Origin of the sequence: Mesorhizobium sp. M0808, from assembly GCF_040320025.1 — a bacterium.
In the GTDB taxonomy this organism is placed as follows: domain Bacteria; phylum Pseudomonadota; class Alphaproteobacteria; order Rhizobiales; family Rhizobiaceae; genus Mesorhizobium.
In genome coordinates this window covers 1-21220 of sequence record NZ_JAMYOX010000065.1, presented here as the reverse complement: position 1 = coordinate 21220, position 21220 = coordinate 1, and the positions used below count along the sequence as shown (strand labels likewise).

Below are 21220 nucleotides of genomic sequence, written 5' to 3'. Positions count from 1 at the left end.
TACGAGATCTTGGCGGCAACGTAGTTCAGGCCCCACGAAAAGGTCAGCCCGACCATGATGGCGGCGGCCGCCAGATCGACCGCGTCACGGCGGTCGAGCGTATCTGTGGCGACGCCCACCGCCGCTAGTCCTCCGCGCTCGCGTCGTCGAAACCGAGCAGGTTCCAGCTCTGGCGCATATGCGGCGGCATCGGTGCGGTGACGTCGACAAAGCCCTTGTCGGGATGCGGGATGACGATGCGGCGCGCGTGCAGATGCAGCCGGTTCTGCATGCCGCCTGGAAAATCCCAATTGGTGTCGGCCTCGAAATATTTGGGGTCGCCGATGATCGGGCAACCGATATGGGCGGCATGGACGCGAAGCTGGTGGGTGCGCCCGGTATAGGGTTCCATTTCCAGCCAGGACAGGGTCTGCGCCGCCTGCTCGACGATGCGGTAATAGGACACGGCGTGATCGGCGCCCTTTTCGCCATGCTTGGCGATGCGCACACGATCGCCGTCGGGCGTCGGTTCCTTGATCAGCCAGGTCGAGATCTTGTCCTCGCGCTTCGGCGGCACGCCCTTGACCAGCGCCCAGTAAGTTTTCTTCGTCTCACGCGCCCGGAACGCTTCGGCGAGCTTCATGGCGGCGAGCCTTGTACGGGCGACAACCAGCACACCCGACGTGTCGCGGTCGAGCCGGTGCACCAGACGCGGCTTCTCGCCCTTCTGGTTGCGCCAGGCTTCCAGCATGTCGTCGACATTGCGGGTGACGCCAGAGCCGCCCTGGACCGCCAGGCCGGCCGGCTTGTTGAAGACGAAGACCTTCGGGTCCTCATGGATCAGCATCTTTGCCAAAACGTCGGCGTCGCCCTGGTTGCGGATCGAATGACCGGTGAGCGGGCTTTCACCTTTCTTGTCGACTTCGAGCGGCGGCACTCGCACCGTCTGGCCGGCTTCGACGCGGGTATCGGCCTTCACCCTGCCGCCGTCGACGCGGATCTGGCCGGAACGCAGCAGCTTCTGCAGATGACCGAAACCGAGACCGGGGAAATGGCTCTTGAACCAGCGGTCGAGCCGCATGCCCGCCTCGCCGGCGTCCACTGTGATCTGTTCAACGCCTGCCATGATTCCAATCGCCGTTTTGCAGGCATGCAACGGCATTCGCCGGTACCCGCAATCTCACTCGGTTATTCGTTGTCGGTTCCATATTGCAGAACCTGAACTTTCTCCAGCGTAATCAAACCACTTGTCATGATTGTTTCAAGCACGGGCAGGAAAGCGGCCAATTTTTCCTCGTCATCGACGATCTCGATGACGAGTGGCAGATCCTCCGATAGGCGGAGGATCTTCGTGGTGTGAAGCCGGCTGGAATGGCCGAACCCCATCGCGCCGCGCAGGACGGTCGCGCCGGCGATCTGCATTTCGCGGGCCCTCAGCACGATAACCTCATACAGCGGACGGCCATCTGCCTTGTCGTTTTCGCCGATAAATATGCGCAGCAATTGTGCCTGTGTTGGTATCTTCATTGCCTGGACCCTCTCAGCCGGTTGAGCCGAACTGCAAAGATGTGGCCAAGCCAGACGGCGGCAAGCCAGGCCACCACGGAGATCGCGATATTGAGTCCCGCCGCCACAAGCCTCCCGCCTTGCGCGAGGGTGAGTGTTTCAAGGCTGAAAGCGGAGAAGGTCGTCAGGCCGCCGCAGAAGCCGGCCATGAAGAATTGACGTTGCAGCGGACCGGCGAAGACGCGACCATCCGGTCCCGTCAATGTCGCGTAGAAGCCGATGAGGAACGAGCCAACAATGTTGACGAGGAGCGTGCCGAAGGGAAATCCAGCGCCCCACAGGGCAGTGCTCGTCGATGAGGCAAGCGCCCGCAACACACCGCCGATCATGCTGCCTGCGGCTACGGTCGCATAGAGCCGAACCGTTTCGTTGGTTCTGCGACGGCCAATGAGGCGCGCCGCATGCCCTGCCGCGGCAGTGTCCGTCCCGTCGTGGCGGAGCTTCCGCGGGCCGCTCACGGCGCCCCGCCGCCAATCAGAAGACTTCCCGCAGCAAAGCCCAGCGTCACGCCGCCGAGGCTCAGAAAAACCGAAAGCAGCACATTTCCGCCGGCGCGCCGCCATTCGCCCTCGCGCGCCAGCGCCAGCGTCTGCAGGCTGAAGGAAGAAACCGTGGTGTAGCAGCCGAGGCCGCCGGTAACGGTAAAGACCCAGATGGCGGGCATGCCGTCGCGCGCCACCGCATGCGCAACGACACCGATTGCAAACGCTCCCGAGACGTTGACGGCCATAGTGCCCCAGGGAAAGGTCTCGCCGACCCGGCGGGCGACGAAGCCGGACAGGAAGAAGCGGGCCATTGCACCGATCGCGCCACCAAGGCAGACAAGCAACAGATGATACATCGTGCTCCCTCGCGCCGGTCACACCACGGTGTCAGGCGGCTCCGGCCTTCTTCGGCTTGCTGGAGCCGATCATCTTCCAGTTCTTGTAGAACATGGCATTGATGCGCTCGACGCTGACCGAAACGATGGCGAGAAGAGCGGCGATCAGGCCGGGGAATGGCGATGGCCGGATGATGTCCATGAACACGCAGTAGCGGCGCCCATCATATTCGTTGACCGAGCGGTGCAGCAGCGTGTCGTCGAAAATATAGAGCGGATTGTCGTGCCAGTAGTTCCTGGCGTTGTTGCACTCGACGAAAACCTCGGCCTTCACCGGGAGAAGATTGTAGAGAATGCGCAGGCTGAGCCGCAGCGGTCCGAAATGCCAGGAGGTCGATTCCTTGCCCCTGAACACCGACACGGCGATGGTCTTGATATATTTGAAATCCTTGTTGAATTCGGCGACGTTGTCGATCTTGTGCTTGCCGTACCACTGGTAGACATACATGCCGCGCCGGCCGCTGCCGAAATTGGCGTCGATATCGGCGATGATCTCGTCCTTGCGCGCCTTGAAGACGTCCAGAACCTCGTTGACCTCACGCTGATAGTCCGGAGGAAACTGGTCCAGTTTCCAGACACCGCGGTTTCTGTAGCACAGAAGATCGACCAGCAGATTGAAGGGCGAAAGCAGCCAGGTGAAGATGCCGTTGCCGAGGAAATAACCACTGAACAGCGCCCAGTTCTTGTTGTCATTGCGCAACACGTCGACCAGGCCGAGGACAATGAAAATTGTCGTCAGGATGGGAATGAAATAGAAGCCGAGCGCCAGCAGCGGGATCGCTATGGCGAACTTCCGAAGGGTCTTGCGAGATTTTTTTGTCATTTTTCCACGCGCCAGGCGCGATTCCGTTCTGAATATCGTCGGTACGTTTCTGGCCTGTCCGCCAGCCGAAGGCGCATCTTGATAGGGTTTTTTATCCCGCCAGACAACGGCGATCACACCACTGTGCGGTCGGCAGCTACTTTTCCCGCTCGCTGCGCAGCTTCGCCCAATAATCCAGCCGCTTCCTGATATCGCGCTCGAAGCCGCGCTCTGGCGGGTCGTAGAATGTCTGCCTTCCCATCTTCTCCGGAAAATAGTCCTGGCCGGAAAAAGCGTCGGGCTCGTCGTGGTCGTAGCGATAGCCGGCGCCGTAATCTTCCTGTTTCATCAGCTTGGTCGGCGCATTGAGAATGTGCTTGGGCGGCAGCAGCGAACCGAATTCCTTCGCCGCCTGTGTGGCGGCCTTGAACGCGGTATAAACTGCATTGGATTTCGGCGCGGTGGCGAGATAGACGGTCGCCTCGGCGAAGGCCAGTTCGCCCTCGGGCGAGCCCAGATAGTCATAGGCGTCCTTGGCGGCGTTAGCGACGACGAGCGCCTGCGGGTCGGCCAGCCCAATATCCTCCATCGCCATGCGCACCAACCGGCGCCCGAGATAAAGTGGATCTTCGCCGGCGTCGAACATGCGGGCGAGATAGTAGAGTGCCGCGTCGGGGTCGGAGCCGCGCACCGATTTGTGCAAGGCGGAGATCAAATTGTAGTGGCCGTCCTGTCCCTTGTCGTAGATCGGCGCGCGGCGCTGGACGATGCGCTGCAGGGCTTCGGCGCCGAACACCTCCTTTGATTTCGCTGCGCGCCAGACTTCTTCGGCGAGCGTCAATGCCGCGCGGCCGTCGCCGTCGCTCATGCGGATGAGCATCGCCCGCGCGTCTTCATCGAGCGGCAGCGCCCTGCCCTCTGCCTCCTCGGCCCGCGCCAGCAGCTTGGCGATACTGTCCTCGCCGAGTGAGTGAAAGACCAGCACACGCGCGCGCGACAACAGCGCGGCGTTAAGCTCGAAGGACGGATTCTCCGTGGTGGCGCCGACCAGCACGACGGTGCCGTCTTCCATCACGGGCAGAAAACTGTCCTGCTGGGCGCGGTTGAAGCGATGGATCTCGTCGACGAACAGCAGTGTCTGGCGGCCGTTGGAGCGGCGCAGCTTCGCTGCCTCGAACACTTTCTTCAGGTCGGCAACGCCGGAAAACACCGCCGAGATCTGTTCGAAGGCGAGGCTTGTCTCGCCGGCAAGCAGCCGTGCGACCGTGGTCTTGCCGGTGCCGGGCGGGCCCCAGAAGATCATCGAGCCGAGCGAGCCGGAGCCGATCAGCCGCGTCAGCGCGCCGTCGGGTCCGGTCAGATGCTCCTGGCCGACGACCTCGCCGAGGTTCTTCGGGCGCAGACGGTCCGCCAGCGGCCTGCCGGGCGGCGTCTTCGGTTCATCGACACTGAACAGATCGGCCATGCAACTTCTTCTGCCTGGAGCCCGATCATGCTGACGTTCGGGCTCAGTAACGCAACACCTGGCGCAGTATCTGCCCGCCGCGCTCGACGGTAAAGCGCCACCAGCGCGTATCCTGCTGGGCTACCTGTTCCAAGGTCGCCGCCTTGTCGATCGTCAGGCCATTGACCTCACGCACGATGTCGCCTGGCTGGAAGCCAAAATCGGCAGCAGGCGAATCGCGGTTGATGTCGACCACGGTGACGCCTTTGACATCGGTGCGCAGACCGAGCCGTTGGGCAAGCCGTGGCGACAGTTCAGCAACCTTGGCACCGGAAAACGGGCTGCGGCCGCGCAAAGTGAGTTCCGCAGCTTTGGCGCCCTCAGGCGGCCGTTCCAGCGCGATGTCCATCGTCGCCTGCTGACCCTTGCTCAGAACGCCGAAGCTGGCATTCGTACCAATCGACAGCGTCGCCATCCGGTAGTCCAGCGCCCCGACGCTCTCGACCGGCTTGCCGTTGAGCGACAGCACTACGTCGCCCGGCTTGAGCCCTGCCTTGGCGGCGGGTCCCGCCTCTTCGACCGAAGAAACCAGCGCACCGGTCGGTTTGTCGATGCCGAGCGATTCGGCAATCTGCGGCGTCACCGCCTCGAACTCGGCACCGGCATACGGCCGCTCGAAGAAGTCGAGCCCGGCCTTGGCCGCGTCGGCGAAGGCGCGAACCATGTTCGAAGGGATGGCAAAGCCGATGCCGATCGAGCCGCCGCTACGGCTATAGATCGCCGTGTTGATGCCGATCAGCTGCCCTCCCATGTTGACCAGCGCGCCACCGGAATTGCCGGGGTTGATGGCGGCGTCGGTCTGGATGAAGAAGCTGGAATCGGAGACGCCGATATGGCTGCGCGCCACCGCCGAAATAATGCCGCTGGTGGTGGTCTGGCCGACACCGAACGGATTGCCGATCGCCAGCACCAGGTCGCCGACCTCGAGCGCGTCGGAATCGCCGATGGCGATCACCGGAAACGGCTTGTCGGAAGAAATCTTGAGCACGGCGAGATCGAGCGTCTCGTCCTTAAGCAGTACCTTGCTGTCGAATTCGCGCCCATCGGCAGTCGCGACCTTGACCTGGTCGGCGTCCTTGACGACGTGGAAATTGGTGACCACGACGCCGGTCGGATCGACCAGCACCCCCGAACCGAGCGAGGACTGCGCGCGCGGCTGCGAGCGGCCGAAGAACTCCTCGAAGAACGGATCGCCGTCGAAGGGCGACGTCACCTTGGCGGTCTGCGAGGCGTAGACATTGACCACGGCCGGCGCCGTCTGCTTGACCAGCGGCGCGAAGGACAGCTGCACCTCCTCGCGGCCGAACGGCACGCGCTTGTCGGGGCCTGAAGTGGCGTTTTCGCCTTCGACGCCATGCAGCAGATCGGTCAGCACGTCGGACAGACCGGGATCTGGCTTGGCCTCCTCCGCCAGCGCGTGCCTGGCCGCCGGCACGACGGCCAACGCCATCAAGGCGCAGATCAGAACAATGGACAGCCGTTTAACGCGCATTCCGAATCCTCCAAGTCGGGCGCCATTGTCCTGACGATTGTGCAAAATGAAAGGCTAAGCCGCTGAAATCCGATTATTTTGGGTAGTCGCCGCAAAAACCGGTGACAAAACCTCTACCAGCCCGCCCGGTACCTTCGGAAACAGAAAAAGGGGCCCGGAGGCCCCTTTTGAACTTCTCAGGAAAACCGAGCCTTATGCGGCTGCGGCTTCCTCTTCGGTGCCTTCGGCCTCGATGCGGGCACGGTCGCCGGCGCCCTTGGCCGAGGTGTCGCGGTCGACGAATTCGATGACGGCCATTGCGGCATTGTCACCGTGGCGGAAGCCCGCCTTCATGATGCGCAGATAGCCGCCGTTGCGGGTGGCGTAGCGCGGCGCGATGGTATCGAACAGGCGCTTGACGACGCCTTCATTGCCGATCTGGGCAATCACCTGGCGGCGAGCGTGTAGGTCGCCGCGCTTGCCGAGCGTCACCAGCTTCTCGACGATCGGACGCAGATCCTTCGCCTTCGGCAGCGTGGTGAGGATCTGCTCGTGCTCGATAAGCGACACGGCAAGGTTGGCAAACATCGACTTGCGATGGCTTATGCTGCGGGCGAACCGGCGGCCTTTAAATCCGTGGCGCATGGCTCTTCTCCTTCATTGCGGGTTCAAGAGGCTCTCTCAAGCCTCAATATTGATCTTCGTAACGCTTGGCGAGGTCTTCGATGTTTTCCGGCGGCCAGTCCGGCACTTCCATGCCGAGATGCAGGCCCATCGCCGCCAGGACTTCCTTGATCTCGTTCAGCGATTTGCGGCCGAAGTTCGGGGTGCGCAGCATCTCGGCTTCGGTCTTCTGGATCAGATCGCCGATATAGACGATGTTGTCGTTCTTCAGGCAGTTGGCCGAACGCACCGAAAGCTCGAGCTCGTCGACCTTCTTGAGCAGCGCCGGGTTGAAGGCAAGCTCGGTAACCTGTTCGGCAGCGACTTCCTTCTGCGGCTCGTCGAAATTGACGAACAGGCCGAGCTGGTCCTGCAGGATGCGAGCGGCGAAGGCCACCGCGTCCTCGCCCGAAATCGAACCGTCGGTCTCGATGGTCATGGTCAGCTTGTCATAGTCGAGAACCTGGCCCTCGCGAGTGTTCTCGACCTTGTAGGAGACCTTCTTGACCGGCGAATACAGGCTGTCGACGGGGATCAGCCCGATCGGCGCGTCCTCGGCGCGGTTACGGTCGGCCGGCACATAGCCCTTGCCGGTATCGACGGTGAATTCCATGCGGATTTCAGCGCCTTCGTCCAGCGTGCAGATGACGTGGTCGGGATTGAGGATCTCGACGTCGCCGACCGTCTGGATGTCGCCGGCGAGAACCGCGCCCGGTCCCTGCTTGCGGACGACCATGCGCTTGGGGCCGTCGCCTTCCATGCGGATGGCGATTTCCTTGATGTTCAAAACGATGTCGGTCACGTCCTCGCGGACGCCGGCGATGGACGAGAATTCATGCAGAACGCCGTCGATCTGCACGGCGGTTACAGCCGCGCCACGCAGCGAAGACAGAAGCACGCGGCGCAGCGCGTTGCCGAGGGTGAGGCCGAAGCCGCGCTCGAGCGGCTCGGCGACCAGCGTGGTCAGCGTCTTCTTCTTCGACGAGAACTCGATCTTGTTCGGCTTGATCAGTTCTTGCCAATTTTTCTGGATCATAGTGCTTTCCTTCCGTTGTCCCGCCACCATCCAATCGTGGCGGGCGACCTGGAATGCCGTGGAGGAGCGCCCTTGAGGCGCTCGCGCGGCGTTCGGTAAATTCTTTAGACGCGGCGCTTCTTGCGCGGGCGGCAGCCATTGTGCGGGATCGGCGTCACATCACGGATCGAGGTGATGGTGAAGCCGGCAGCCTGCAGCGCGCGCAGCGCCGATTCACGACCGGAGCCGGGTCCACAGACCTCGACCTCGAGCATGCGCATGCCATGTTCCTGGGCCTTCTTGGCAACATCTTCTGCGGCCATCTGGGCAGCGAACGGGGTCGACTTGCGCGATCCCTTGAAGCCCTGGGCTCCGGCCGACGACCAGGCAATCGAGTTACCCTGCGCGTCGGTGATGGTGATCATCGTGTTGTTGAAGGTCGAATTGACGTGGGCAACGCCCGACGAGATGTTCTTGCGTTCGCGACGGCGAACACGAGCGGCTTCCTTGGCCATGATGGTCCTTTCAGTTGATCTCTACACCGCCGTAATGCCAGCGGCTCCACCAGGGAGAAGGCAGTAGGGGAATATGGCAGTAGGGCAGTATGTCTGCCGTTCCTATTGCCTTACTGCCCTACTCCCTTACTGCCCTAAATTACTTCTTCTTTCCGGCAATCGACTTAGCCGGGCCCTTGCGGGTGCGCGCATTGGTATGCGTGCGCTGACCGCGAACCGGCAGCGAGCGGCGGTGACGCAGGCCGCGGTAGCAGCCGAGGTCCATGAGTCGCTTGATGTTCATCGACACTTCGCGGCGCAGATCGCCCTCGACCTGATAGTCGCGGTCGATGGTCTCGCGGATCTGCAGCACTTCCGCGTCGGTCAGCTGGTTGACGCGACGCTCGGCCGGGATGCCGACCTTGTCGACGATCTCCTGGGCGAACTTCTTGCCAATGCCGTGAATGTATTGAAGCGCGATGACGACGCGCTTGTTGGTCGGAATATTGACGCCGGCTATACGAGCCATGTTCTTCTCTTCTCCATATAGGCCGGACGAGCCGGCGCTTCAAGTTGCCCCGCGTCCGGTGGAGGCCGGCCCTTGCGGGAGTTTCCAGTTCAAAGCGGCCTGCCTTGCCCTTGCGGACAAGCAAGCCTCATGCCTGATAGGAAGACGGGCCGCCATACCCCAGCGGACCGCTCCAGTCAAGCGCAATCGTTCGATTCTCTAGCCGGCCGCCTGGCCAACTTTCCGGGTCGTCGCCCTGAGCACCGCCTCGATCTGCTGCGTCACCGCATCGATGTCGGCCATGCCATCGACGCCCCTGAGCTTGCCCTTGGCGTAGTAGTAGCCGATCAGCGGCGAGGTTTTCTTGTAATATTCCCTCAAGCGTTCCTCGAACACCGCTGGGCTGTCGTCCTTGCGCACCGGCAGGCCTGCGGCCTTGGCGTCTTCGGCGCGCTTGACGATTCGGCCAACCAGCGCCTTGTCATCGACGACAAATTCGATGACAGCATCGAGCTCCAGTCCGCGATCCGACAGCATTTCCTCAACGGCGTCCGCTTGCACCAGGGTTCGCGGGTACCCGTCAAGGATGAAGCCGTTTGCGCAATCAGCTTGATCGATGCGCTCGGCCACGATGGCGTTGACGATAGCGTCGGACACCAGTTCGCCAGCGTCCATCACCGCCTTGGCGCGCTTGCCGACTTCGGTGCCAGCCTGGACAGCAGCACGCAGCATGTCCCCCGTGGAAAGCTGTGGGATGCCGTGTCGTTCTACCAGTCTTAGTGCTTGTGTCCCCTTGCCCGCCCCCGGCGGTCCAAGCAATATCAACCTCATCTGGCCTTTTTCCCCCCGCGCAGCTTCGACTTCTTGATCAGGCCCTCATACTGGTGCGCGATCAGGTGACCCTGAATCTGCGCCACCGTATCGAGCGTTACACTGACCACGATCAGGAGCGAAGTGCCACCAAGGTAGAACGGTACGCCAGTCGCTGAAATCAGGAACTCGGGCAGCAGACACACCAGCACCAGATAAATGGCGCCGACGACGGTGATGCGGGTGAGCACATAGTCAATATAGTCCGCAGTGCGCTCGCCCGGACGATAGCCCGGGATGAAGCCCGAATGCTTCTTGAGCTGGTCGGCGGTGTCCTTCGGATTGAAGACGATCGCCGTATAGAAGAAGGCGAAGAACACGATCATCGCCGCGTAGAAGGCCATATAGAGCGGCTGGCCGTGGCCGAGCGCCGCCAGGATGGTGCTGGCCCATGCAGGCATATTGGTGGTCTGCGAGAAGCCGGCAACCGTTGCCGGAAGCAGCAGCAGCGACGAGGCGAAGATCGGCGGAATGACGCCGGAGGTGTTAAGCTTCAGCGGCAGATGCGAGGTATCGCCCTGGAACATGCGATTGCCGACCTGGCGCTTGGGATACTGGATCAGCAGGCGGCGCTGGGCGCGCTCGAAGAAGACGATCAGCGCGATGACGATGATGGCCAGCACGATGATCGCCAGGATCAGGCCGGTCGACAAGGCGCCGGTGCGGCCAAGCTCCAGCGTGCCGGAGATGGCGCGCGGCAGGCCGGCGACGATGCCGGAGAAGATGATCAGCGAAATGCCGTTGCCGATGCCGCGAGCAGTGATCTGCTCGCCAAGCCACATCAGGAACATGGTGCCGCCGACCAGCGTGACGACGGTAGAGATGCGGAAGAACATGCCGGGATCGTTGACGATGCCGTTGCCGCCCTCAAGCCCGACCGAAATGCCGTACGCCTGAACCAGCGCCAGAAGCACGGTGCCGTAGCGCGTGTACTGGTTGATGATCTTGCGGCCCTGCTCGCCTTCCTTCTTCAGCGCTTCCAGCGACGGAATGACCGAGGTCATCAGCTGCATGATGATGGAGGCCGAGATATAGGGCATGATGCCGAGGGCAAAGATCGCCATGCGCTGCACGGCGCCGCCGGCGAACATGTTGAACATGCCGAGCACGCCCTTGCTCTGCGACGAGAAGGCCTGGGCGAAAGCGTCGGGATTGATGCCGGGCAGCGGAATATAGGTGCCAAGGCGGTAGACGAGCAGCGCACCGATGGTGAACCAGATGCGCTTCTTCAGATCCTCGGCTTTGGCGAAGGCCGAAAAATTCAGATTCGAGGCCAGTTGTTCAGCAGCCGAAGCCATGCCTGATTCTCCGCTTGGTCACGCTCGATGCCCGCAGCTCAGGCGGCGCGTGTCACCGAAGCTCACGAGATAAGCTCCGGACTGCAAACATGCAAGCGGCCGCGTTGATGCGGCCGCCACATCTGTCGGATCAAAGCACGACCGCAGGCAAAACCGAATTCCACCTTTGCCGGCCGTACTTCAAATTGCCGTTACTCGGCGGCTGCCTTCTCAGGCAGCTTCACCGAACCGCCGGCCTTTTCGATCTTCTCGACCGCGGCCTTGGAGGCTCCGGCCACGTCGAAGGCAAGCTTGGCCTTGATGTCGCCGTCCGAAAGGATGCGCACGCCGTCCTTGACGCGACGGATGACACCTGCCGCAACCAGCGCCTCGGCCGTTACAACTGTCTTAGCGTCGAGCTTCTTGGCATCGAGCGCCGCCTGGATGCGGGCCAGCGACACGACGGTGAAGCTCTTTGCGAAGATATTGTTGAAGCCGCGCTTCGGCAGGCGGCGGTAGAGCGGCATCTGGCCACCCTCGAAGCCGTTGACGGCGACGCCGGAGCGCGCCTTCTGGCCCTTGACGCCGCGACCGGCGGTCTTGCCCGAACCGGAACCGATGCCACGGCCGAGACGCTTCTTGGAGTGCGTCGCGCCGTCCTTGTCACGCAGATCATTGAGTTTCATCTGGGTTCTCCTGCGCTCTGGCTCAGCCCTCGTCCACGACGCGGACGAGATGCTGGACGGCAGCGATCATGCCGCGCACCGAGGGCGTATCCTCCAGCGTGCGCTGCTTGTGCATCTTGTTGAGGCCGAGGCCGACCAGCGTTGCGCGCTGCTCCTTCGGCCGGCGGATCGGCGAACCGATCTGCTCGACGGTGATGGTCTTGGTTGCTTTCTTGGCCATGGTCAGATCCCTGGTCAGCGTCGACTATTCTTCAGCCGCAACGGCGGTGCCGCGGCGGGCCTGAAGGGTCGAATACTTGATGCCGCGCGCGGCAGCCACATCCTTCGGATGCATCTGGCTCTTCAGCGCGTCGAAAGTGGCGCGAACCATGTTGTAGGGGTTCGAAGAACCCATCGACTTGGCGACCACGTCATGCATGCCGAGCGTCTCGAAAACGGCGCGCATCGGGCCGCCGGCGATGATGCCGGTACCTTGCTTGGCGGCGCGCAGCAGAACGCGTCCCGCGCCCCAGCGTCCCTCGACGTCGTGGTGCAGCGTGCGGCCTGAGCGCAGCGGCACGAAGATCATGTCGCGCTTGGCCGATTCGGTCGCCTTGCGGATCGCCTCCGGCACTTCGCGCGCCTTGCCGTGGCCGAAGCCGACGCGGCCCTTCTGGTCGCCGACGACGACAAGTGCCGCAAAGCCGAAGCGCCGGCCGCCCTTGACGACTTTGGCGACACGGTTGATGTGGACGAGCTTGTCGACCATGCCGTCGTCGCGCTCTTCGCGATCACGGCCGCGGCCGCCATCCCTACGTTCCTGTGCCATATCCTGTTCCTTGTTTTTTTCCGGAAGCACGGTTGATGATGATATCCGGCACCTCTGCGGGTCGCCGGGGGCGAAAACTCTTTTTTCCTTCGCATGATCTTATCCGAAAAGTCTGCAACTTTTTGCTGCGCTGACCTTCGGTTCGGGATCATGCTCTAGAAGCTCAGACCACCTTCACGGGCAGCCTCGGCCAGCGCCTTGACGCGGCCGTGGTAGATATAGGCGCCGCGGTCGAAGACGACTTCCTTGACGCCGGCCTTCGAGGCGCGTTCGGCGATCAGCTTTCCGATGGCAGCTGCAGCCGCGGTGTCGGCGCCGGTCTTGAGCGAGCCCTTGAGCTCCTTCTCGAGCGTCGAAGCAGCCGCGATGGTGTGGCCCTTGGCGTCGTCGATCACCTGGACATAGATGTTCTTCGACGTGCGATGGACCGACAAGCGCGGACGATCGCCGGCAACCTTCTTGATCTGGCGGCGGACGCGCTGGGCGCGGCGTTGGGTGGATTCTTTCGAGCCCATGATATCAGTTCCTTGCCTTCAAAAACGGGGGCAACCATATGCGGTAGGACGAGCCTCCCGCGACCGCTCCCCGCGGCGTTAAAATTACTTCTTCTTGCCTTCCTTGCGGACGATCTTCTCGCCAGCATAGCGAACGCCCTTGCCCTTGTAGGGCTCGGGGCTGCGATACTCGCGGATCTCGGCGGCGACCTGGCCGACCTGCTGCTTGTCGATGCCGGTCACCGTGATTTCCGTCGGCTTCGGCACCGAAATCGTCACGCCCTGCGGCGTCTCGTAGACGACGTCATGGCTGAAGCCGAGCGCCAGCTGCAGGTTCTTGCCTTGCATGGCGGCACGATAGCCGACGCCGGTGATCTCGAGCTTCTTTTCGAAGCCGTCCTTGACGCCCTGCAGGATGTTGACGATCTGCGTGCGTGACATGCCCCACTTGGAACGGGCAGTCTTGGTCTGGTCGCGCGGCTGGACAGCGATCTCGCTGCCTTCCATCTTGACCAGCACTTCGTCGTTCACCACGAACTTCAGCTCGCCCTTCGGACCCTTCGCCGTCACGGTCTGGCCGTTGACGGTCGCGGTCACGCCCTGCGGCAGCGAAACGGGTTTCTTTCCAATACGAGACATTTTGTTGTCCTCGTCACTTCTCTTGTTTCAGGTCTCGGCTTTCGGGACTAGATCCCGAAAACCTGTTTCCAACCGGGTCACATACCAGATCAGAAGATCTGGCAGAGGATTTCCCCGCCGACATTCTGTTCACGCGCTTCGTGGTCGGCCATCACGCCCTTCGGCGTCGAAAGGATGGCGATGCCGAGGCCGTTGGCGACGTGCGGTATCGACTTGGCCGAAACGTAGACGCGGCGGCCGGGCTTCGAGACCCGAGCGATTTCGCGCACCACCGGCGCACCATCGAAATACTTCAGCTCGATCTCGATTTCGGACTTGCCGTTGTCGAAGTCGGTCTGGCTGTAGTCGCGGATATAGCCTTCCGCCTTCAGCACGTCGAGGACGCGGGTACGCAGGCGCGAGGCCGGCGTCGAAACGCTCGACTTCTTGCGGCCATACGCGTTGCGGATGCGGGTCAGCATATCGCCGAGAGGATCGCTCAATGACATGTTATGTCCTCCTTACCAGCTCGACTTGACCAGGCCCGGGATCTGGCCGTTATTGCCGAGATCACGAAGCGCGATACGCGATACTTTGAGCTTGCGATAATAGGCACGCGGACGTCCGGTGACTTCGCAGCGGTTGCGGATGCGGGTCTTGGCCGAGTTGCGCGGCAGCGCCGAAAGCTTCAGCTGGGCGCGGAAGCGCTCTTCCATCGGCTTGGACTGATCCATGATGATCGCCTTGAGCACCTTGCGCTTGGCAGCGAACTGGTCCGCAAGCTTGCGGCGCCTGTTGTTCTTCTCGACTGAGCTGGTCTTTGCCATGTCAGATTTTCCTTTTCTCGCTGCCGTTACTGGCGGAAGGGGAAGTTGAAGGCCTTGAGCAATGCCCTGGCTTCGTCGTCCGTCTTCGCAGTCGTACAAACGATGACGTCCATGCCCCAGATCTGATCAACCTTGTCGTAGTTGATCTCCGGAAACACGATGTGTTCCTTGATGCCCATGGCATAGTTGCCACGGCCATCGAAGCTCTTCGGATTAAGTCCGCGAAAGTCGCGGACGCGCGGCAGTGCGATGTTCACGAGGCGGTCGAGGAACTCGTACATGCGTTCCTTGCGCAGCGTGACCTTGGCACCGATCGGCATCTTCTCGCGGACCTTGAAGCCGGCGATCGAGTTGCGGGCGCGGGTGACAACGGCCTTCTGGCCGGCGATCATCGCAAGGTCTTCCGCCGCGATCGAAGGCTTCTTCGAATCGCCAGTCGCCTCGCCGACGCCCATGTTCAGCACGATCTTGTCGATGCGCGGAACCTGCATCTCGTTCTCGTAGCCGAACTGCTCCTGCAGCGCCTTGCGGATGGTCTCGTTGTAGACCTGCTTGAGGCGCGGCGTGTTCTGGGCAGTTGCCTGCTTGGTTTGAGCCTTAGCCATTGATGACTTCTCCCGAGCGCTTGGCGACGCGCACCTTCTTGCCGTCCTTCTGGAAGATGAAGCCGACGCGGGTCGGCTTGCCATCCTTGGGGTCGGCCAGCGCGATGTTCGACAGCTGGATCGGCGCTTCCTTGGTGATGATCCCGCCCTCTTGGGACTGGGACTGCTTCTGGTGACGACGGATCAGGTTGACGCCGCGCACCAGCGCGGTGTCATCCTTCGGCTGTACCGAAAGGACTTCGCCCGAACGGCCCTTGTCCTTGCCGGCCAGCACGACGACCTTGTCGCCTTTTCTAATCTTTTGCATTGGTCCGGCTCCTTACAGCACTTCAGGCGCGAGCGAGATGATCTTCATGTGGTTCTTGGCGCGGAGTTCGCGCGGAACCGGTCCGAAGATACGCGTGCCGATCGGCTCTTTCTTGTTGTCGACGAGAACGGCTGCGTTCTTGTCGAAACGGATCACGCTGCCGTCCGGGCGGCGGATGTCCTTGGCCGTGCGAACCACGACCGCCTTCATCACATCGCCCTTCTTGACGCGGCCGCGCGGGATGGCTTCCTTGATCGACACCACGATGATGTCGCCCACGGAAGCGTATTTCCGCTTCGAGCCGCCCAGCACCTTGATGCACATGACACGACGGGCGCCGGAATTATCCGCGACGTCGAGGTTTGTTTGCATCTGAATCATGACTGGCCGCCTTCTTCTTTTCTAACGGGACGGGTTTCTCACCCCTCCCCGGTCTGTCCAAAATTCGTTTCGTTAGCCCTGATCAGGCCTGGTCCGAAGACACCACGACCCAGCGCTTGTCCTTGGAAATCGGCTTCGATTCCTGGATGAACACTTGATCGCCGACCTTGTGGGCGTTGTTCTCGTCGTGCGCCTTGTACTTCTTGGTCATGCGCACGGTCTTCTTCATCACGGGATGCGTGAAGCGCCGTTCGACCTTGACGACAACCGTCTTCTCGTTCTTGTCGCTGACGACGGTGCCCTGCAGAATGCGCTTTGGCATGGTTTTCGTCCTTAAGCCTTCTTGGCCGCGGACTTTTCCGCAGCGATGGTCTTGATACGCGCAATGTCCTTGCGGACCTGCCTCACGCGCGCGGTCTTCTCAAGCTGGCCGGTGGCCTTCTGGAAGCGCAGGTTGAACTGCTCCTTCTTCAGGCTGGCCAGGTCGTCGGTCAGCTGGTCCTGGGTCTTGGTCCGGATGTCTTCGGCTTTCATGATCAGCCCGTCCTTATTCTGCGATGCGCTGTACGAAGCGCGTCCTGACCGAGAGCTTGGCCGCGCCGAGACGCAGCGCCTCACGGGCGGTTTCCTCGTTGACGCCGTCGATCTCGAACATGATGCGGCCCGGCTTGACGCGTGCCGCCCAGTAGTCGACCGCGCCCTTGCCCTTACCCATACGGACTTCGGTCGGCTTCGACGTCACCGGCACGTCCGGGAAGATACGGATCCACACGCGGCCGGCACGCTTCATCTCGCGGGTGATCGCGCGGCGGGCCGCCTCGATCTCACGCGCGGTGACGCGGTTCGGCTCAAGCGCCTTCAGCCCGAAACCACCGAAATCCAGGTTGGTGCCGCCCTTGGCGGTACCGTGGATGCGGCCCTTGAACTGCTTGCGGAACTTTGTGCGCTTTGGCTGCAGCATCGTTCTAACTCCAAATTCCTAAATGTCTTACGCGTTTTCGCGACGGCGACCGCGTTCGCGCTCACCACCACCGCCATGCGCATGATCGCCCTCGGTGGCGCGGCGCTCCGAAGCCATCGGGTCGTGCTCGAGGATTTCGCCCTTGAACACCCAGACCTTGACGCCGCAGATGCCGTAGGCCGTATTCGCCTCGGCCGTGCCGTAGTCGACGTCGGCACGCAGCGTATGCAGCGGCACGCGGCCTTCACGATACCATTCCATGCGCGCGATCTCGGCGCCGCCGAGACGGCCGGCGCAGTTGATGCGGATGCCTTCGGCACCGAGGCGCATCGCCGACTGCACGGCGCGCTTCATGGCGCGGCGGAACGCGATACGGCGCTCAAGCTGCTGCGCGATCGACTGGGCGACCAGGGTCGCGTCGATCTCCGGCTTGCGCACTTCGACGATGTTCAGATGCGTCTCGGACTTGGTCATCTCCATCAGCTTCTTGCGAAGCTTCTCGATGTCGGCGCCCTTCTTGCCGATGATCAGGCCCGGACGCGCCGCATGGATGGTGACGCGGCACTTCTTGTGCGGACGCTCGATCACGACCTTCGAGATCGCAGCCTGCTTGAGTTCCTTCTCAAGATATTTGCGGATCTTGATGTCCTCGTGCAGCAGCTTGCCGTACTCGCCGGTGTTCGCGAACCAGCGCGAATCCCAGGTGCGGTTGATGCCGAGACGCAGACCGATCGGATTGACTTTCTGGCCCATTATGCGGCCTCCCCTTTTTCTTCGACTTCACGAACGACGATCGTGAGGTGCGAGAACGGCTTCTCGATACGGCTGGCGCGACCACGGCCACGGGCATGGAACCGCTTCATGACGATCGACTTGCCGACATAGGCTTCCGCCACGATCAGCGCATCGACGTCGAGGTCGTGGTTGTTTTCCGCGTTGGCGATCGCCGATTCCAGCGTCTTCTTGACCGTGCCGGAAATCCGCTTGGCCGAGAATTCGAGGTCGGAAAGCGCTGTCGCGACCTTCTTGCCGCGGATCAACGCGGCAACCAGGTTCAGCTTCTGCGGGCTGATACGGATCGTGCGCAACACGGCGCGCGCTTCGTTGTCAGCAAGCCTGCGCGGAGCTTTGGCCTTGCCCATGATTATTTCCTCTTCGCCTTCTTATCCGCGCCGTGACCGTAATAGGTCCGGGTCGGAGCGAATTCACCGAACTTGTGACCGACCATGTCCTCGTTCACCGAGACGGGAACGTGCTTCTGGCCGTTGTAGACACCGAAGGTGAAGCCGACGAACTGCGGCAGGATGGTGGAGCGACGGCTCCACATCTTGATCACCTCATTGCGACCACCTTCACGAACCTTGTCCACCTTCTTCAGAAGGTAGCCGTCGATGAAGGGGCCTTTCCAAATCGAACGAGTCACTTGGCGTTACCTCTTCTTAGCTCTTGCGCTGATGGCGCGAGCGCAGGATGAACTTGTCGGTCGCCTTGTTGGACCGCGTCTTCTTGCCCTTGGTCGGCTTGCCCCAGGGCGAAACCGGATGGCGGCCACCCGAGGTGCGGCCTTCGCCGCCGCCATGTGGATGGTCGACCGGGTTCATGGTCACGCCGCGATTGTGCGGACGTTTGCCGCGCCACACGGTGCGGCCTGCCTTGCCGTCATTGATGTTGCCGTGGTCCGGGTTAGACACGGCGCCGACAGTGGCCATGCAGGAGCCGTGGACGACACGCTGCTCGCCCGAATTGAGGCGCAGGATCGCCATGCCCTGGTCGCGGCCGACGAGCTGGCCATAACCGCCGGCCGAACGGGCGACCTGAGCGCCCTTGCCGGGCTTCAGCTCGATATTGTGGACGATCGTGCCGACCGGCATCGAAGCCAGCGGCATCGCGTTGCCCGGCTTCACGTCGACCGATTCACCGGCCACGATCTTGTCGCCGGGAGCCAGACGCTGCGGGGCGATGATGTAGGACAGCTCGCCATCGTCATACTTGATCAGCGCGATGAAGGCGGTGCGGTTCGGATCGTACTCGATACGCTCGACCGTGCCGACGACGTCGAACTTGCGGCGCTTGAAGTCGATGATACGGTAGGTGCGCTTGTGACCGCCGCCGATGAAGCGGGCCGTGATGCGGCCGTAATTGTTGCGGCCGCCCGACTTGGTCAGGCCTTCGGTCAGGCCCTTGACGGGCTTGCCTTTGTAGAGGCCCGAGCGGTCGACGATGACCAGCTGACGGGTGCTCGGCGTTACCGGGTTGAATTTTTTCAGTGCCATTGTTCTGTCCTCGCGACCTTGCTCAGAGACCCGTCGCGACGTCGATCGACTGGCCTTCGGCCAGCGTCACAACCGCCTTCTTGACGTCGCTCTGGCGGCCGATCGTGCCGCGGAAGCGCTTGATCTTGCCCTTGCGGACAAGCGTGTTCACGGCCATCACCTTGACGCCGAACAGCGCTTCGACGGCGGCCTTGATTTCCGGCTTCGACGCCTTCTTGGCGACATTGAAGACGACCTGGTTCTGCTCGGAAGCCATGGTCGACTTTTCGGTGATCGCCGGCGAGACGATCACGTCGTAATGACGAAGGTCGGTCATTTGAAGCGCTCCTCGAGAGCCTCGACGGCGGCCTTGGAAAGGACCAGCGTGCCGCGGCGCAGAATGTCGTAGACGTTGATGCCCTGGATGGGCAGCACGTCGATGTTCGGGATGTTGGTCGCCGCCAGCTTGAAATTCTTGTCAAGCTCGGCGCCGCCGATCACCAGGGCGTTGCTCAGGCCCAGCGTCGCGAAATTCGCGATCAGTGCCTTGGTCTTGGCCTCGGTCAGCTTCAGCTCGTCGATGATGATGATCGACGCGCTCTTGGCCTTGGCCGACAGGGCATGCTTGAGGCCGAGTGCACGCACCTTCTTCGGCAGATCGTGCTCGTGGCTGCGAACGACCGGGCCATGGGCCTTGCCGCCGCCGCGGAACTGCGGAGCGCGAGCCGAATGGTGACGGGCGCGGCCAGTACCCTTCTGCTTGTACATCTTGGCGCCGGTGCGGGCGATTTCCGCGCGACCCTTGGCCTTGTGGGTGCCCTGCTGCTTCTTGGCAAGCTGCCAGCGCACGACGCGCTGCAGGATGTCCTCACGCGGATCAAGGCCAAAAATCTCTTCGGAGAGCTTCAGCTTGCCGGCGTCCTTGCCGCCAAGCGTTGTAATCTTGAGGTCCATTATTCCGCTCCCTCTGTGGCCGGGGCCTCGTTCGTGGCGGCACCGTCAGTCGCAACGGCGCGGATCGCGGCGGGCTTCGGCGCATTGGCCGGAAGCGCCACCTTGGCCGCGTCGCGGACCAGGATCCATGCACCCTTCGAACCCGGGACCGCACCGCGGATCAGGATCAGGCCGCGATCGGCGTCGGTCGAGACGACCTCGACATTCTGCGTGGTGACGCGGGTGTCACCCATGTGGCCGGCCATATGCTTGCCCTTGAACACCTTGCCCGGATCCTGGCGCTGGCCGGTCGAGCCGTGTGTACGGTGCGACACCGAGTTGCCGTGCGTCGCGCGGCCGCCACCCATGTGGTGCCGCTTGATGACGCCCTGGAAGCCCTTGCCGATCGTGGTCCCCGTCACATCGACCTTCTGGCCGACGACGAAGTGCTCGACGGTGATCTCGGCGCCAACGTCGATCATGTTGTCGGCGGAGACGCGGAACTCGGCAACCTTGGCCTTGGGCTCGACGGAAGCGGTCGCGAAATGGCCGCGCATCGCCTTCGACGTGTTCTTCACCTTGGCAAGGCCAACGCCGAGCTGGACGGCGGTATAGCCGTTCTTCTCCTGCGTGCGCTGCGCCACGACCTGGCAGTTCTCCATCTGGAGAACAGTGACGGGAACATGTTCCCCGGCATCGTTGTAGATGCGGGTCATTCCCACCTTCTTTGCAATCACACCTGAACGCATCGGTTCAATTCCTTTAGAGTTCCCTGTCGGGGCTGTCGCCCCTCCACGCCTCTTGTTCCTTCAGAGTTGCGGGTCGCCCCGCTGACCTCTGGTTCCTTAGAGCTTGATCTCGACGTCGACACCGGCGGCCAGGTCGAGCTTCATCAAAGCATCGACCGTCTGCGGGGTCGGGTCGACGATGTCGAGCAGACGCTTGTGCGTGCGCATCTCGAACTGCTCGCGGCTCTTCTTGTCGACGTGAGGCGACCGGTTGACCGTGAACTTTTCGATCCGCGTCGGCAGCGGAATGGGGCCGCGGACGTTGGCGCCGGTGCGCTTGGCGGTCGACACGATTTCCCGTGTCGAGGCGTCGAGCACCCGGTGATCAAACGCCTTCAGGCGGATGCGGATATTCTGTCCGTTCATGCGTCACTTCCTTGTTCTGGCGCGGCGCGGGCAGCGCCCGCGACAGATCGGTTTAAGGCCAAATTACTCTTTGATGGTGACGACGATGCCGGCACCGACGGTGCGGCCGCCTTCACGGATGGCGAAGCGCAGCTTCTCTTCCATGGCGATCGGCACGATCAGCTC

The 21220-nt window shown here is 62.2% G+C and carries 35 protein-coding genes and 1 pseudogene; all 36 read right to left on the bottom strand.

Annotation, left to right across the window (positions count from 1 at the left end):
• Positions 1 to 119 (bottom strand): annotated as a pseudogene (locus tag NKI25_RS34150) (EamA/RhaT family transporter); the annotation flags it as partial.
• A 5-nt stretch (positions 120 to 124) separates the two neighbouring features.
• Positions 125 to 1105 (bottom strand): RluA family pseudouridine synthase, encoded by a 981-nt coding sequence (locus NKI25_RS34145; protein WP_352458558.1) that lies wholly within the window; start codon positions 1103 to 1105, stop codon positions 125 to 127.
• A 62-nt stretch (positions 1106 to 1167) separates the two neighbouring features.
• Positions 1168 to 1506, bottom strand: a complete 339-nt coding sequence (locus NKI25_RS34140) for a DUF190 domain-containing protein (RefSeq protein ID WP_254817158.1) — start codon at positions 1504 to 1506, stop codon at positions 1168 to 1170.
• Positions 1503 to 1874 (bottom strand): fluoride efflux transporter CrcB, encoded by a 372-nt coding sequence (gene crcB, locus NKI25_RS34135; RefSeq protein ID WP_245274632.1) that lies wholly within the window; start codon positions 1872 to 1874, stop codon positions 1503 to 1505. The genes NKI25_RS34140 and crcB (NKI25_RS34135) overlap by 4 nt, the downstream gene beginning before the upstream one ends.
• 125 nt (positions 1875 to 1999) lie before the next feature.
• Positions 2000 to 2386 (bottom strand): fluoride efflux transporter CrcB, encoded by a 387-nt coding sequence (gene crcB / locus NKI25_RS34130; RefSeq protein WP_352572491.1) that lies wholly within the window; start codon positions 2384 to 2386, stop codon positions 2000 to 2002.
• 31 nt (positions 2387 to 2417) lie between these two features.
• Positions 2418 to 3248 (bottom strand): aspartyl/asparaginyl beta-hydroxylase domain-containing protein, encoded by an 831-nt coding sequence (locus NKI25_RS34125; RefSeq protein WP_023675124.1) that lies wholly within the window; start codon positions 3246 to 3248, stop codon positions 2418 to 2420.
• Between the two features lie 136 nt (positions 3249 to 3384).
• On the bottom strand, positions 3385 to 4692 hold the full coding sequence (locus tag NKI25_RS34120) for a replication-associated recombination protein A (protein ID WP_352572489.1): 1308 nt from the start codon (positions 4690 to 4692) through the stop codon (positions 3385 to 3387).
• Positions 4693 to 4735: 43 nt separating this feature from the next.
• Positions 4736 to 6223, bottom strand: a complete 1488-nt coding sequence (locus NKI25_RS34115; RefSeq protein ID WP_352572488.1) for a DegQ family serine endoprotease — start codon at positions 6221 to 6223, stop codon at positions 4736 to 4738.
• Between the two features lie 192 nt (positions 6224 to 6415).
• The gene (gene rplQ, locus NKI25_RS34110) at positions 6416 to 6847 is read right to left on the bottom strand and encodes a 50S ribosomal protein L17 (RefSeq protein WP_023675127.1); all 432 of its coding nucleotides are present in this window, start codon (positions 6845 to 6847) and stop codon (positions 6416 to 6418) included.
• 43 nt (positions 6848 to 6890) lie between these two features.
• Positions 6891 to 7901, bottom strand: a complete 1011-nt coding sequence (locus NKI25_RS34105) for a DNA-directed RNA polymerase subunit alpha (RefSeq protein ID WP_023675128.1) — start codon at positions 7899 to 7901, stop codon at positions 6891 to 6893.
• A 104-nt stretch (positions 7902 to 8005) separates the two neighbouring features.
• The gene (gene rpsK, locus NKI25_RS34100; RefSeq protein ID WP_006205444.1) at positions 8006 to 8395 is read right to left on the bottom strand and encodes a 30S ribosomal protein S11; all 390 of its coding nucleotides are present in this window, start codon (positions 8393 to 8395) and stop codon (positions 8006 to 8008) included.
• 139 nt (positions 8396 to 8534) lie between these two features.
• On the bottom strand, positions 8535 to 8903 hold the full coding sequence (gene rpsM, locus NKI25_RS34095) for a 30S ribosomal protein S13 (RefSeq protein WP_006205445.1): 369 nt from the start codon (positions 8901 to 8903) through the stop codon (positions 8535 to 8537).
• A 198-nt stretch (positions 8904 to 9101) separates the two neighbouring features.
• Positions 9102 to 9713, bottom strand: a complete 612-nt coding sequence (locus NKI25_RS34090; RefSeq protein WP_352458551.1) for an adenylate kinase — start codon at positions 9711 to 9713, stop codon at positions 9102 to 9104.
• Positions 9710 to 11050 (bottom strand): preprotein translocase subunit SecY, encoded by a 1341-nt coding sequence (gene secY / locus NKI25_RS34085; protein ID WP_023675130.1) that lies wholly within the window; start codon positions 11048 to 11050, stop codon positions 9710 to 9712. The genes NKI25_RS34090 and secY overlap by 4 nt, the downstream gene beginning before the upstream one ends.
• Positions 11051 to 11241: 191 nt before the next feature.
• The gene (rplO, locus tag NKI25_RS34080; RefSeq protein ID WP_023717522.1) at positions 11242 to 11715 is read right to left on the bottom strand and encodes a 50S ribosomal protein L15; all 474 of its coding nucleotides are present in this window, start codon (positions 11713 to 11715) and stop codon (positions 11242 to 11244) included.
• A gap of 22 nt (positions 11716 to 11737) precedes the next feature.
• Positions 11738 to 11935 (bottom strand): 50S ribosomal protein L30, encoded by a 198-nt coding sequence (gene rpmD, locus NKI25_RS34075; RefSeq protein ID WP_006205449.1) that lies wholly within the window; start codon positions 11933 to 11935, stop codon positions 11738 to 11740.
• Positions 11936 to 11959: 24 nt separating this feature from the next.
• Positions 11960 to 12523: a 30S ribosomal protein S5 gene (gene rpsE, locus NKI25_RS34070; protein WP_006333394.1), complete on the bottom strand. Its 564-nt coding sequence runs from the start codon at positions 12521 to 12523 to the stop codon at positions 11960 to 11962.
• 155 nt (positions 12524 to 12678) lie between these two features.
• Positions 12679 to 13038, bottom strand: a complete 360-nt coding sequence (gene rplR, locus NKI25_RS34065; RefSeq protein ID WP_023675132.1) for a 50S ribosomal protein L18 — start codon at positions 13036 to 13038, stop codon at positions 12679 to 12681.
• Between the two features lie 84 nt (positions 13039 to 13122).
• Complete coding sequence (gene rplF, locus NKI25_RS34060) at positions 13123 to 13656, bottom strand: 50S ribosomal protein L6 (protein ID WP_023675133.1); 534 nt, start codon at positions 13654 to 13656, stop codon at positions 13123 to 13125.
• 89 nt (positions 13657 to 13745) lie between these two features.
• Positions 13746 to 14144: a 30S ribosomal protein S8 gene (rpsH, locus tag NKI25_RS34055; protein ID WP_006205453.1), complete on the bottom strand. Its 399-nt coding sequence runs from the start codon at positions 14142 to 14144 to the stop codon at positions 13746 to 13748.
• Between the two features lie 12 nt (positions 14145 to 14156).
• The gene (gene rpsN, locus NKI25_RS34050) at positions 14157 to 14462 is read right to left on the bottom strand and encodes a 30S ribosomal protein S14 (protein WP_023675134.1); all 306 of its coding nucleotides are present in this window, start codon (positions 14460 to 14462) and stop codon (positions 14157 to 14159) included.
• A gap of 26 nt (positions 14463 to 14488) precedes the next feature.
• The gene (gene rplE / locus NKI25_RS34045) at positions 14489 to 15067 is read right to left on the bottom strand and encodes a 50S ribosomal protein L5 (RefSeq protein ID WP_008875670.1); all 579 of its coding nucleotides are present in this window, start codon (positions 15065 to 15067) and stop codon (positions 14489 to 14491) included.
• The gene (gene rplX / locus NKI25_RS34040; RefSeq protein ID WP_254817150.1) at positions 15060 to 15374 is read right to left on the bottom strand and encodes a 50S ribosomal protein L24; all 315 of its coding nucleotides are present in this window, start codon (positions 15372 to 15374) and stop codon (positions 15060 to 15062) included. The genes rplE and rplX overlap by 8 nt, the downstream gene beginning before the upstream one ends.
• 12 nt (positions 15375 to 15386) lie before the next feature.
• On the bottom strand, positions 15387 to 15755 hold the full coding sequence (rplN, locus tag NKI25_RS34035) for a 50S ribosomal protein L14 (RefSeq protein ID WP_006205457.1): 369 nt from the start codon (positions 15753 to 15755) through the stop codon (positions 15387 to 15389).
• Positions 15756 to 15837: 82 nt separating this feature from the next.
• A complete protein-coding gene (gene rpsQ / locus NKI25_RS34030) occupies positions 15838 to 16077 on the bottom strand; it encodes a 30S ribosomal protein S17 (protein WP_023675136.1) in 240 nt (79 codons plus the stop codon).
• Between the two features lie 11 nt (positions 16078 to 16088).
• Positions 16089 to 16289 carry a 50S ribosomal protein L29 gene (gene rpmC / locus NKI25_RS34025; RefSeq protein WP_006205459.1) on the bottom strand — a complete coding sequence of 67 codons (201 nt, stop codon included), beginning with the start codon at positions 16287 to 16289 and terminating at the stop codon, positions 16089 to 16091.
• A gap of 13 nt (positions 16290 to 16302) precedes the next feature.
• Positions 16303 to 16716: a 50S ribosomal protein L16 gene (gene rplP / locus NKI25_RS34020; protein ID WP_006205460.1), complete on the bottom strand. Its 414-nt coding sequence runs from the start codon at positions 16714 to 16716 to the stop codon at positions 16303 to 16305.
• A 27-nt stretch (positions 16717 to 16743) separates the two neighbouring features.
• The gene (rpsC, locus tag NKI25_RS34015) at positions 16744 to 17469 is read right to left on the bottom strand and encodes a 30S ribosomal protein S3 (RefSeq protein ID WP_023675137.1); all 726 of its coding nucleotides are present in this window, start codon (positions 17467 to 17469) and stop codon (positions 16744 to 16746) included.
• Entirely contained in the window at positions 17469 to 17858 is a 390-nt protein-coding gene (gene rplV, locus NKI25_RS34010) for a 50S ribosomal protein L22 (RefSeq protein ID WP_006205462.1), read from the bottom strand. Before rplV ends, rpsC begins: the two co-directional genes overlap by 1 nt.
• Positions 17859 to 17860: 2 nt before the next feature.
• Positions 17861 to 18139 (bottom strand): 30S ribosomal protein S19, encoded by a 279-nt coding sequence (gene rpsS, locus NKI25_RS34005; RefSeq protein ID WP_006205463.1) that lies wholly within the window; start codon positions 18137 to 18139, stop codon positions 17861 to 17863.
• Between the two features lie 16 nt (positions 18140 to 18155).
• On the bottom strand, positions 18156 to 18989 hold the full coding sequence (gene rplB, locus NKI25_RS34000) for a 50S ribosomal protein L2 (protein ID WP_023675138.1): 834 nt from the start codon (positions 18987 to 18989) through the stop codon (positions 18156 to 18158).
• 22 nt (positions 18990 to 19011) lie between these two features.
• On the bottom strand, positions 19012 to 19305 hold the full coding sequence (locus NKI25_RS33995) for a 50S ribosomal protein L23 (protein WP_023675139.1): 294 nt from the start codon (positions 19303 to 19305) through the stop codon (positions 19012 to 19014).
• Entirely contained in the window at positions 19302 to 19922 is a 621-nt protein-coding gene (gene rplD / locus NKI25_RS33990) for a 50S ribosomal protein L4 (RefSeq protein WP_023675140.1), read from the bottom strand. The genes NKI25_RS33995 and rplD overlap by 4 nt, the downstream gene beginning before the upstream one ends.
• Entirely contained in the window at positions 19922 to 20650 is a 729-nt protein-coding gene (rplC, locus tag NKI25_RS33985; protein WP_023675141.1) for a 50S ribosomal protein L3, read from the bottom strand. The genes rplD and rplC overlap by 1 nt, the downstream gene beginning before the upstream one ends.
• Positions 20651 to 20746: 96 nt before the next feature.
• Positions 20747 to 21055 carry a 30S ribosomal protein S10 gene (gene rpsJ, locus NKI25_RS33980; protein ID WP_006205468.1) on the bottom strand — a complete coding sequence of 103 codons (309 nt, stop codon included), beginning with the start codon at positions 21053 to 21055 and terminating at the stop codon, positions 20747 to 20749.
• A gap of 63 nt (positions 21056 to 21118) precedes the next feature.
• Positions 21119 to 21220, bottom strand: a 102-nt coding sequence (locus NKI25_RS33975) for an EF-Tu C-terminal domain-related protein (RefSeq protein WP_152536282.1), incomplete at its 5' end; no start/stop codon positions are given.

Excerpts from the sequence above, each read along its gene's own strand:
- rplP (WP_006205460.1), bottom strand. The coding sequence starts at position 16,716 with ATGCTGCAGCCAAAGCGCACAAAGTTCCGCAAGCAGTTCAAGGGCCGC.
- rplN (WP_006205457.1), bottom strand. The coding sequence starts at position 15,755 with ATGATTCAGATGCAAACAAACCTCGACGTCGCGGATAATTCCGGCGCC.
- rpsN (WP_023675134.1), bottom strand. The coding sequence starts at position 14,462 with ATGGCAAAGACCAGCTCAGTCGAGAAGAACAACAGGCGCCGCAAGCTT.
- rplQ (WP_023675127.1), bottom strand. The coding sequence starts at position 6,847 with ATGCGCCACGGATTTAAAGGCCGCCGGTTCGCCCGCAGCATAAGCCAT.
- rplB (WP_023675138.1), bottom strand. The coding sequence starts at position 18,989 with ATGGCACTGAAAAAATTCAACCCGGTAACGCCGAGCACCCGTCAGCTG.
- rpsC (WP_023675137.1), bottom strand. The coding sequence starts at position 17,469 with ATGGGCCAGAAAGTCAATCCGATCGGTCTGCGTCTCGGCATCAACCGC.
- NKI25_RS34120 (WP_352572489.1), bottom strand. The coding sequence starts at position 4,692 with ATGGCCGATCTGTTCAGTGTCGATGAACCGAAGACGCCGCCCGGCAGG.
- rpsJ (WP_006205468.1), bottom strand. The coding sequence starts at position 21,055 with ATGAACGGACAGAATATCCGCATCCGCCTGAAGGCGTTTGATCACCGG.
- NKI25_RS34140 (WP_254817158.1), bottom strand. The coding sequence starts at position 1,506 with ATGAAGATACCAACACAGGCACAATTGCTGCGCATATTTATCGGCGAA.
- rplD (WP_023675140.1), bottom strand. The coding sequence starts at position 19,922 with ATGGACCTCAAGATTACAACGCTTGGCGGCAAGGACGCCGGCAAGCTG.
- crcB (WP_352572491.1), bottom strand. The coding sequence starts at position 2,386 with ATGTATCATCTGTTGCTTGTCTGCCTTGGTGGCGCGATCGGTGCAATG.
- rpsQ (WP_023675136.1), bottom strand. The coding sequence starts at position 16,077 with ATGCCAAAGCGCATTCTGCAGGGCACCGTCGTCAGCGACAAGAACGAG.
- rpsK (WP_006205444.1), bottom strand. The coding sequence starts at position 8,395 with ATGGCCAAGGAAGCCGCTCGTGTTCGCCGTCGCGAACGCAAGAACATC.
- rpmC (WP_006205459.1), bottom strand. The coding sequence starts at position 16,289 with ATGAAAGCCGAAGACATCCGGACCAAGACCCAGGACCAGCTGACCGAC.
- rpsH (WP_006205453.1), bottom strand. The coding sequence starts at position 14,144 with ATGTCATTGAGCGATCCTCTCGGCGATATGCTGACCCGCATCCGCAAC.
- NKI25_RS34090 (WP_352458551.1), bottom strand. The coding sequence starts at position 9,713 with ATGAGGTTGATATTGCTTGGACCGCCGGGGGCGGGCAAGGGGACACAA.
- rplF (WP_023675133.1), bottom strand. The coding sequence starts at position 13,656 with ATGTCTCGTATTGGAAAGAAACCCGTTTCGCTGCCGCAGGGCGTGACC.
- rpsE (WP_006333394.1), bottom strand. The coding sequence starts at position 12,523 with ATGGCACAGGAACGTAGGGATGGCGGCCGCGGCCGTGATCGCGAAGAG.
- rplE (WP_008875670.1), bottom strand. The coding sequence starts at position 15,067 with ATGGCTAAGGCTCAAACCAAGCAGGCAACTGCCCAGAACACGCCGCGC.
- rpsM (WP_006205445.1), bottom strand. The coding sequence starts at position 8,903 with ATGGCTCGTATAGCCGGCGTCAATATTCCGACCAACAAGCGCGTCGTC.
- NKI25_RS33995 (WP_023675139.1), bottom strand. The coding sequence starts at position 19,305 with ATGACCGACCTTCGTCATTACGACGTGATCGTCTCGCCGGCGATCACC.
- rpmD (WP_006205449.1), bottom strand. The coding sequence starts at position 11,935 with ATGGCCAAGAAAGCAACCAAGACCATCACCGTCGAGCAGATCGGTTCG.
- rplO (WP_023717522.1), bottom strand. The coding sequence starts at position 11,715 with ATGAAACTCAATGATCTGCGTGACAAGGACGGCGCGACGCACTCCAAG.
- rplC (WP_023675141.1), bottom strand. The coding sequence starts at position 20,650 with ATGCGTTCAGGTGTGATTGCAAAGAAGGTGGGAATGACCCGCATCTAC.
- NKI25_RS34115 (WP_352572488.1), bottom strand. The coding sequence starts at position 6,223 with ATGCGCGTTAAACGGCTGTCCATTGTTCTGATCTGCGCCTTGATGGCG.
- NKI25_RS34105 (WP_023675128.1), bottom strand. The coding sequence starts at position 7,901 with ATGATCCAGAAAAATTGGCAAGAACTGATCAAGCCGAACAAGATCGAG.
- NKI25_RS34145 (WP_352458558.1), bottom strand. The coding sequence starts at position 1,105 with ATGGCAGGCGTTGAACAGATCACAGTGGACGCCGGCGAGGCGGGCATG.
- secY (WP_023675130.1), bottom strand. The coding sequence starts at position 11,050 with ATGGCTTCGGCTGCTGAACAACTGGCCTCGAATCTGAATTTTTCGGCC.
- rplV (WP_006205462.1), bottom strand. The coding sequence starts at position 17,858 with ATGGGCAAGGCCAAAGCTCCGCGCAGGCTTGCTGACAACGAAGCGCGC.
- crcB (WP_245274632.1), bottom strand. The coding sequence starts at position 1,874 with ATGATCGGCGGTGTGTTGCGGGCGCTTGCCTCATCGACGAGCACTGCC.
- rplX (WP_254817150.1), bottom strand. The coding sequence starts at position 15,374 with ATGCAAAAGATTAGAAAAGGCGACAAGGTCGTCGTGCTGGCCGGCAAG.
- NKI25_RS34125 (WP_023675124.1), bottom strand. The coding sequence starts at position 3,248 with ATGACAAAAAAATCTCGCAAGACCCTTCGGAAGTTCGCCATAGCGATC.
- rplR (WP_023675132.1), bottom strand. The coding sequence starts at position 13,038 with ATGGGCTCGAAAGAATCCACCCAACGCCGCGCCCAGCGCGTCCGCCGC.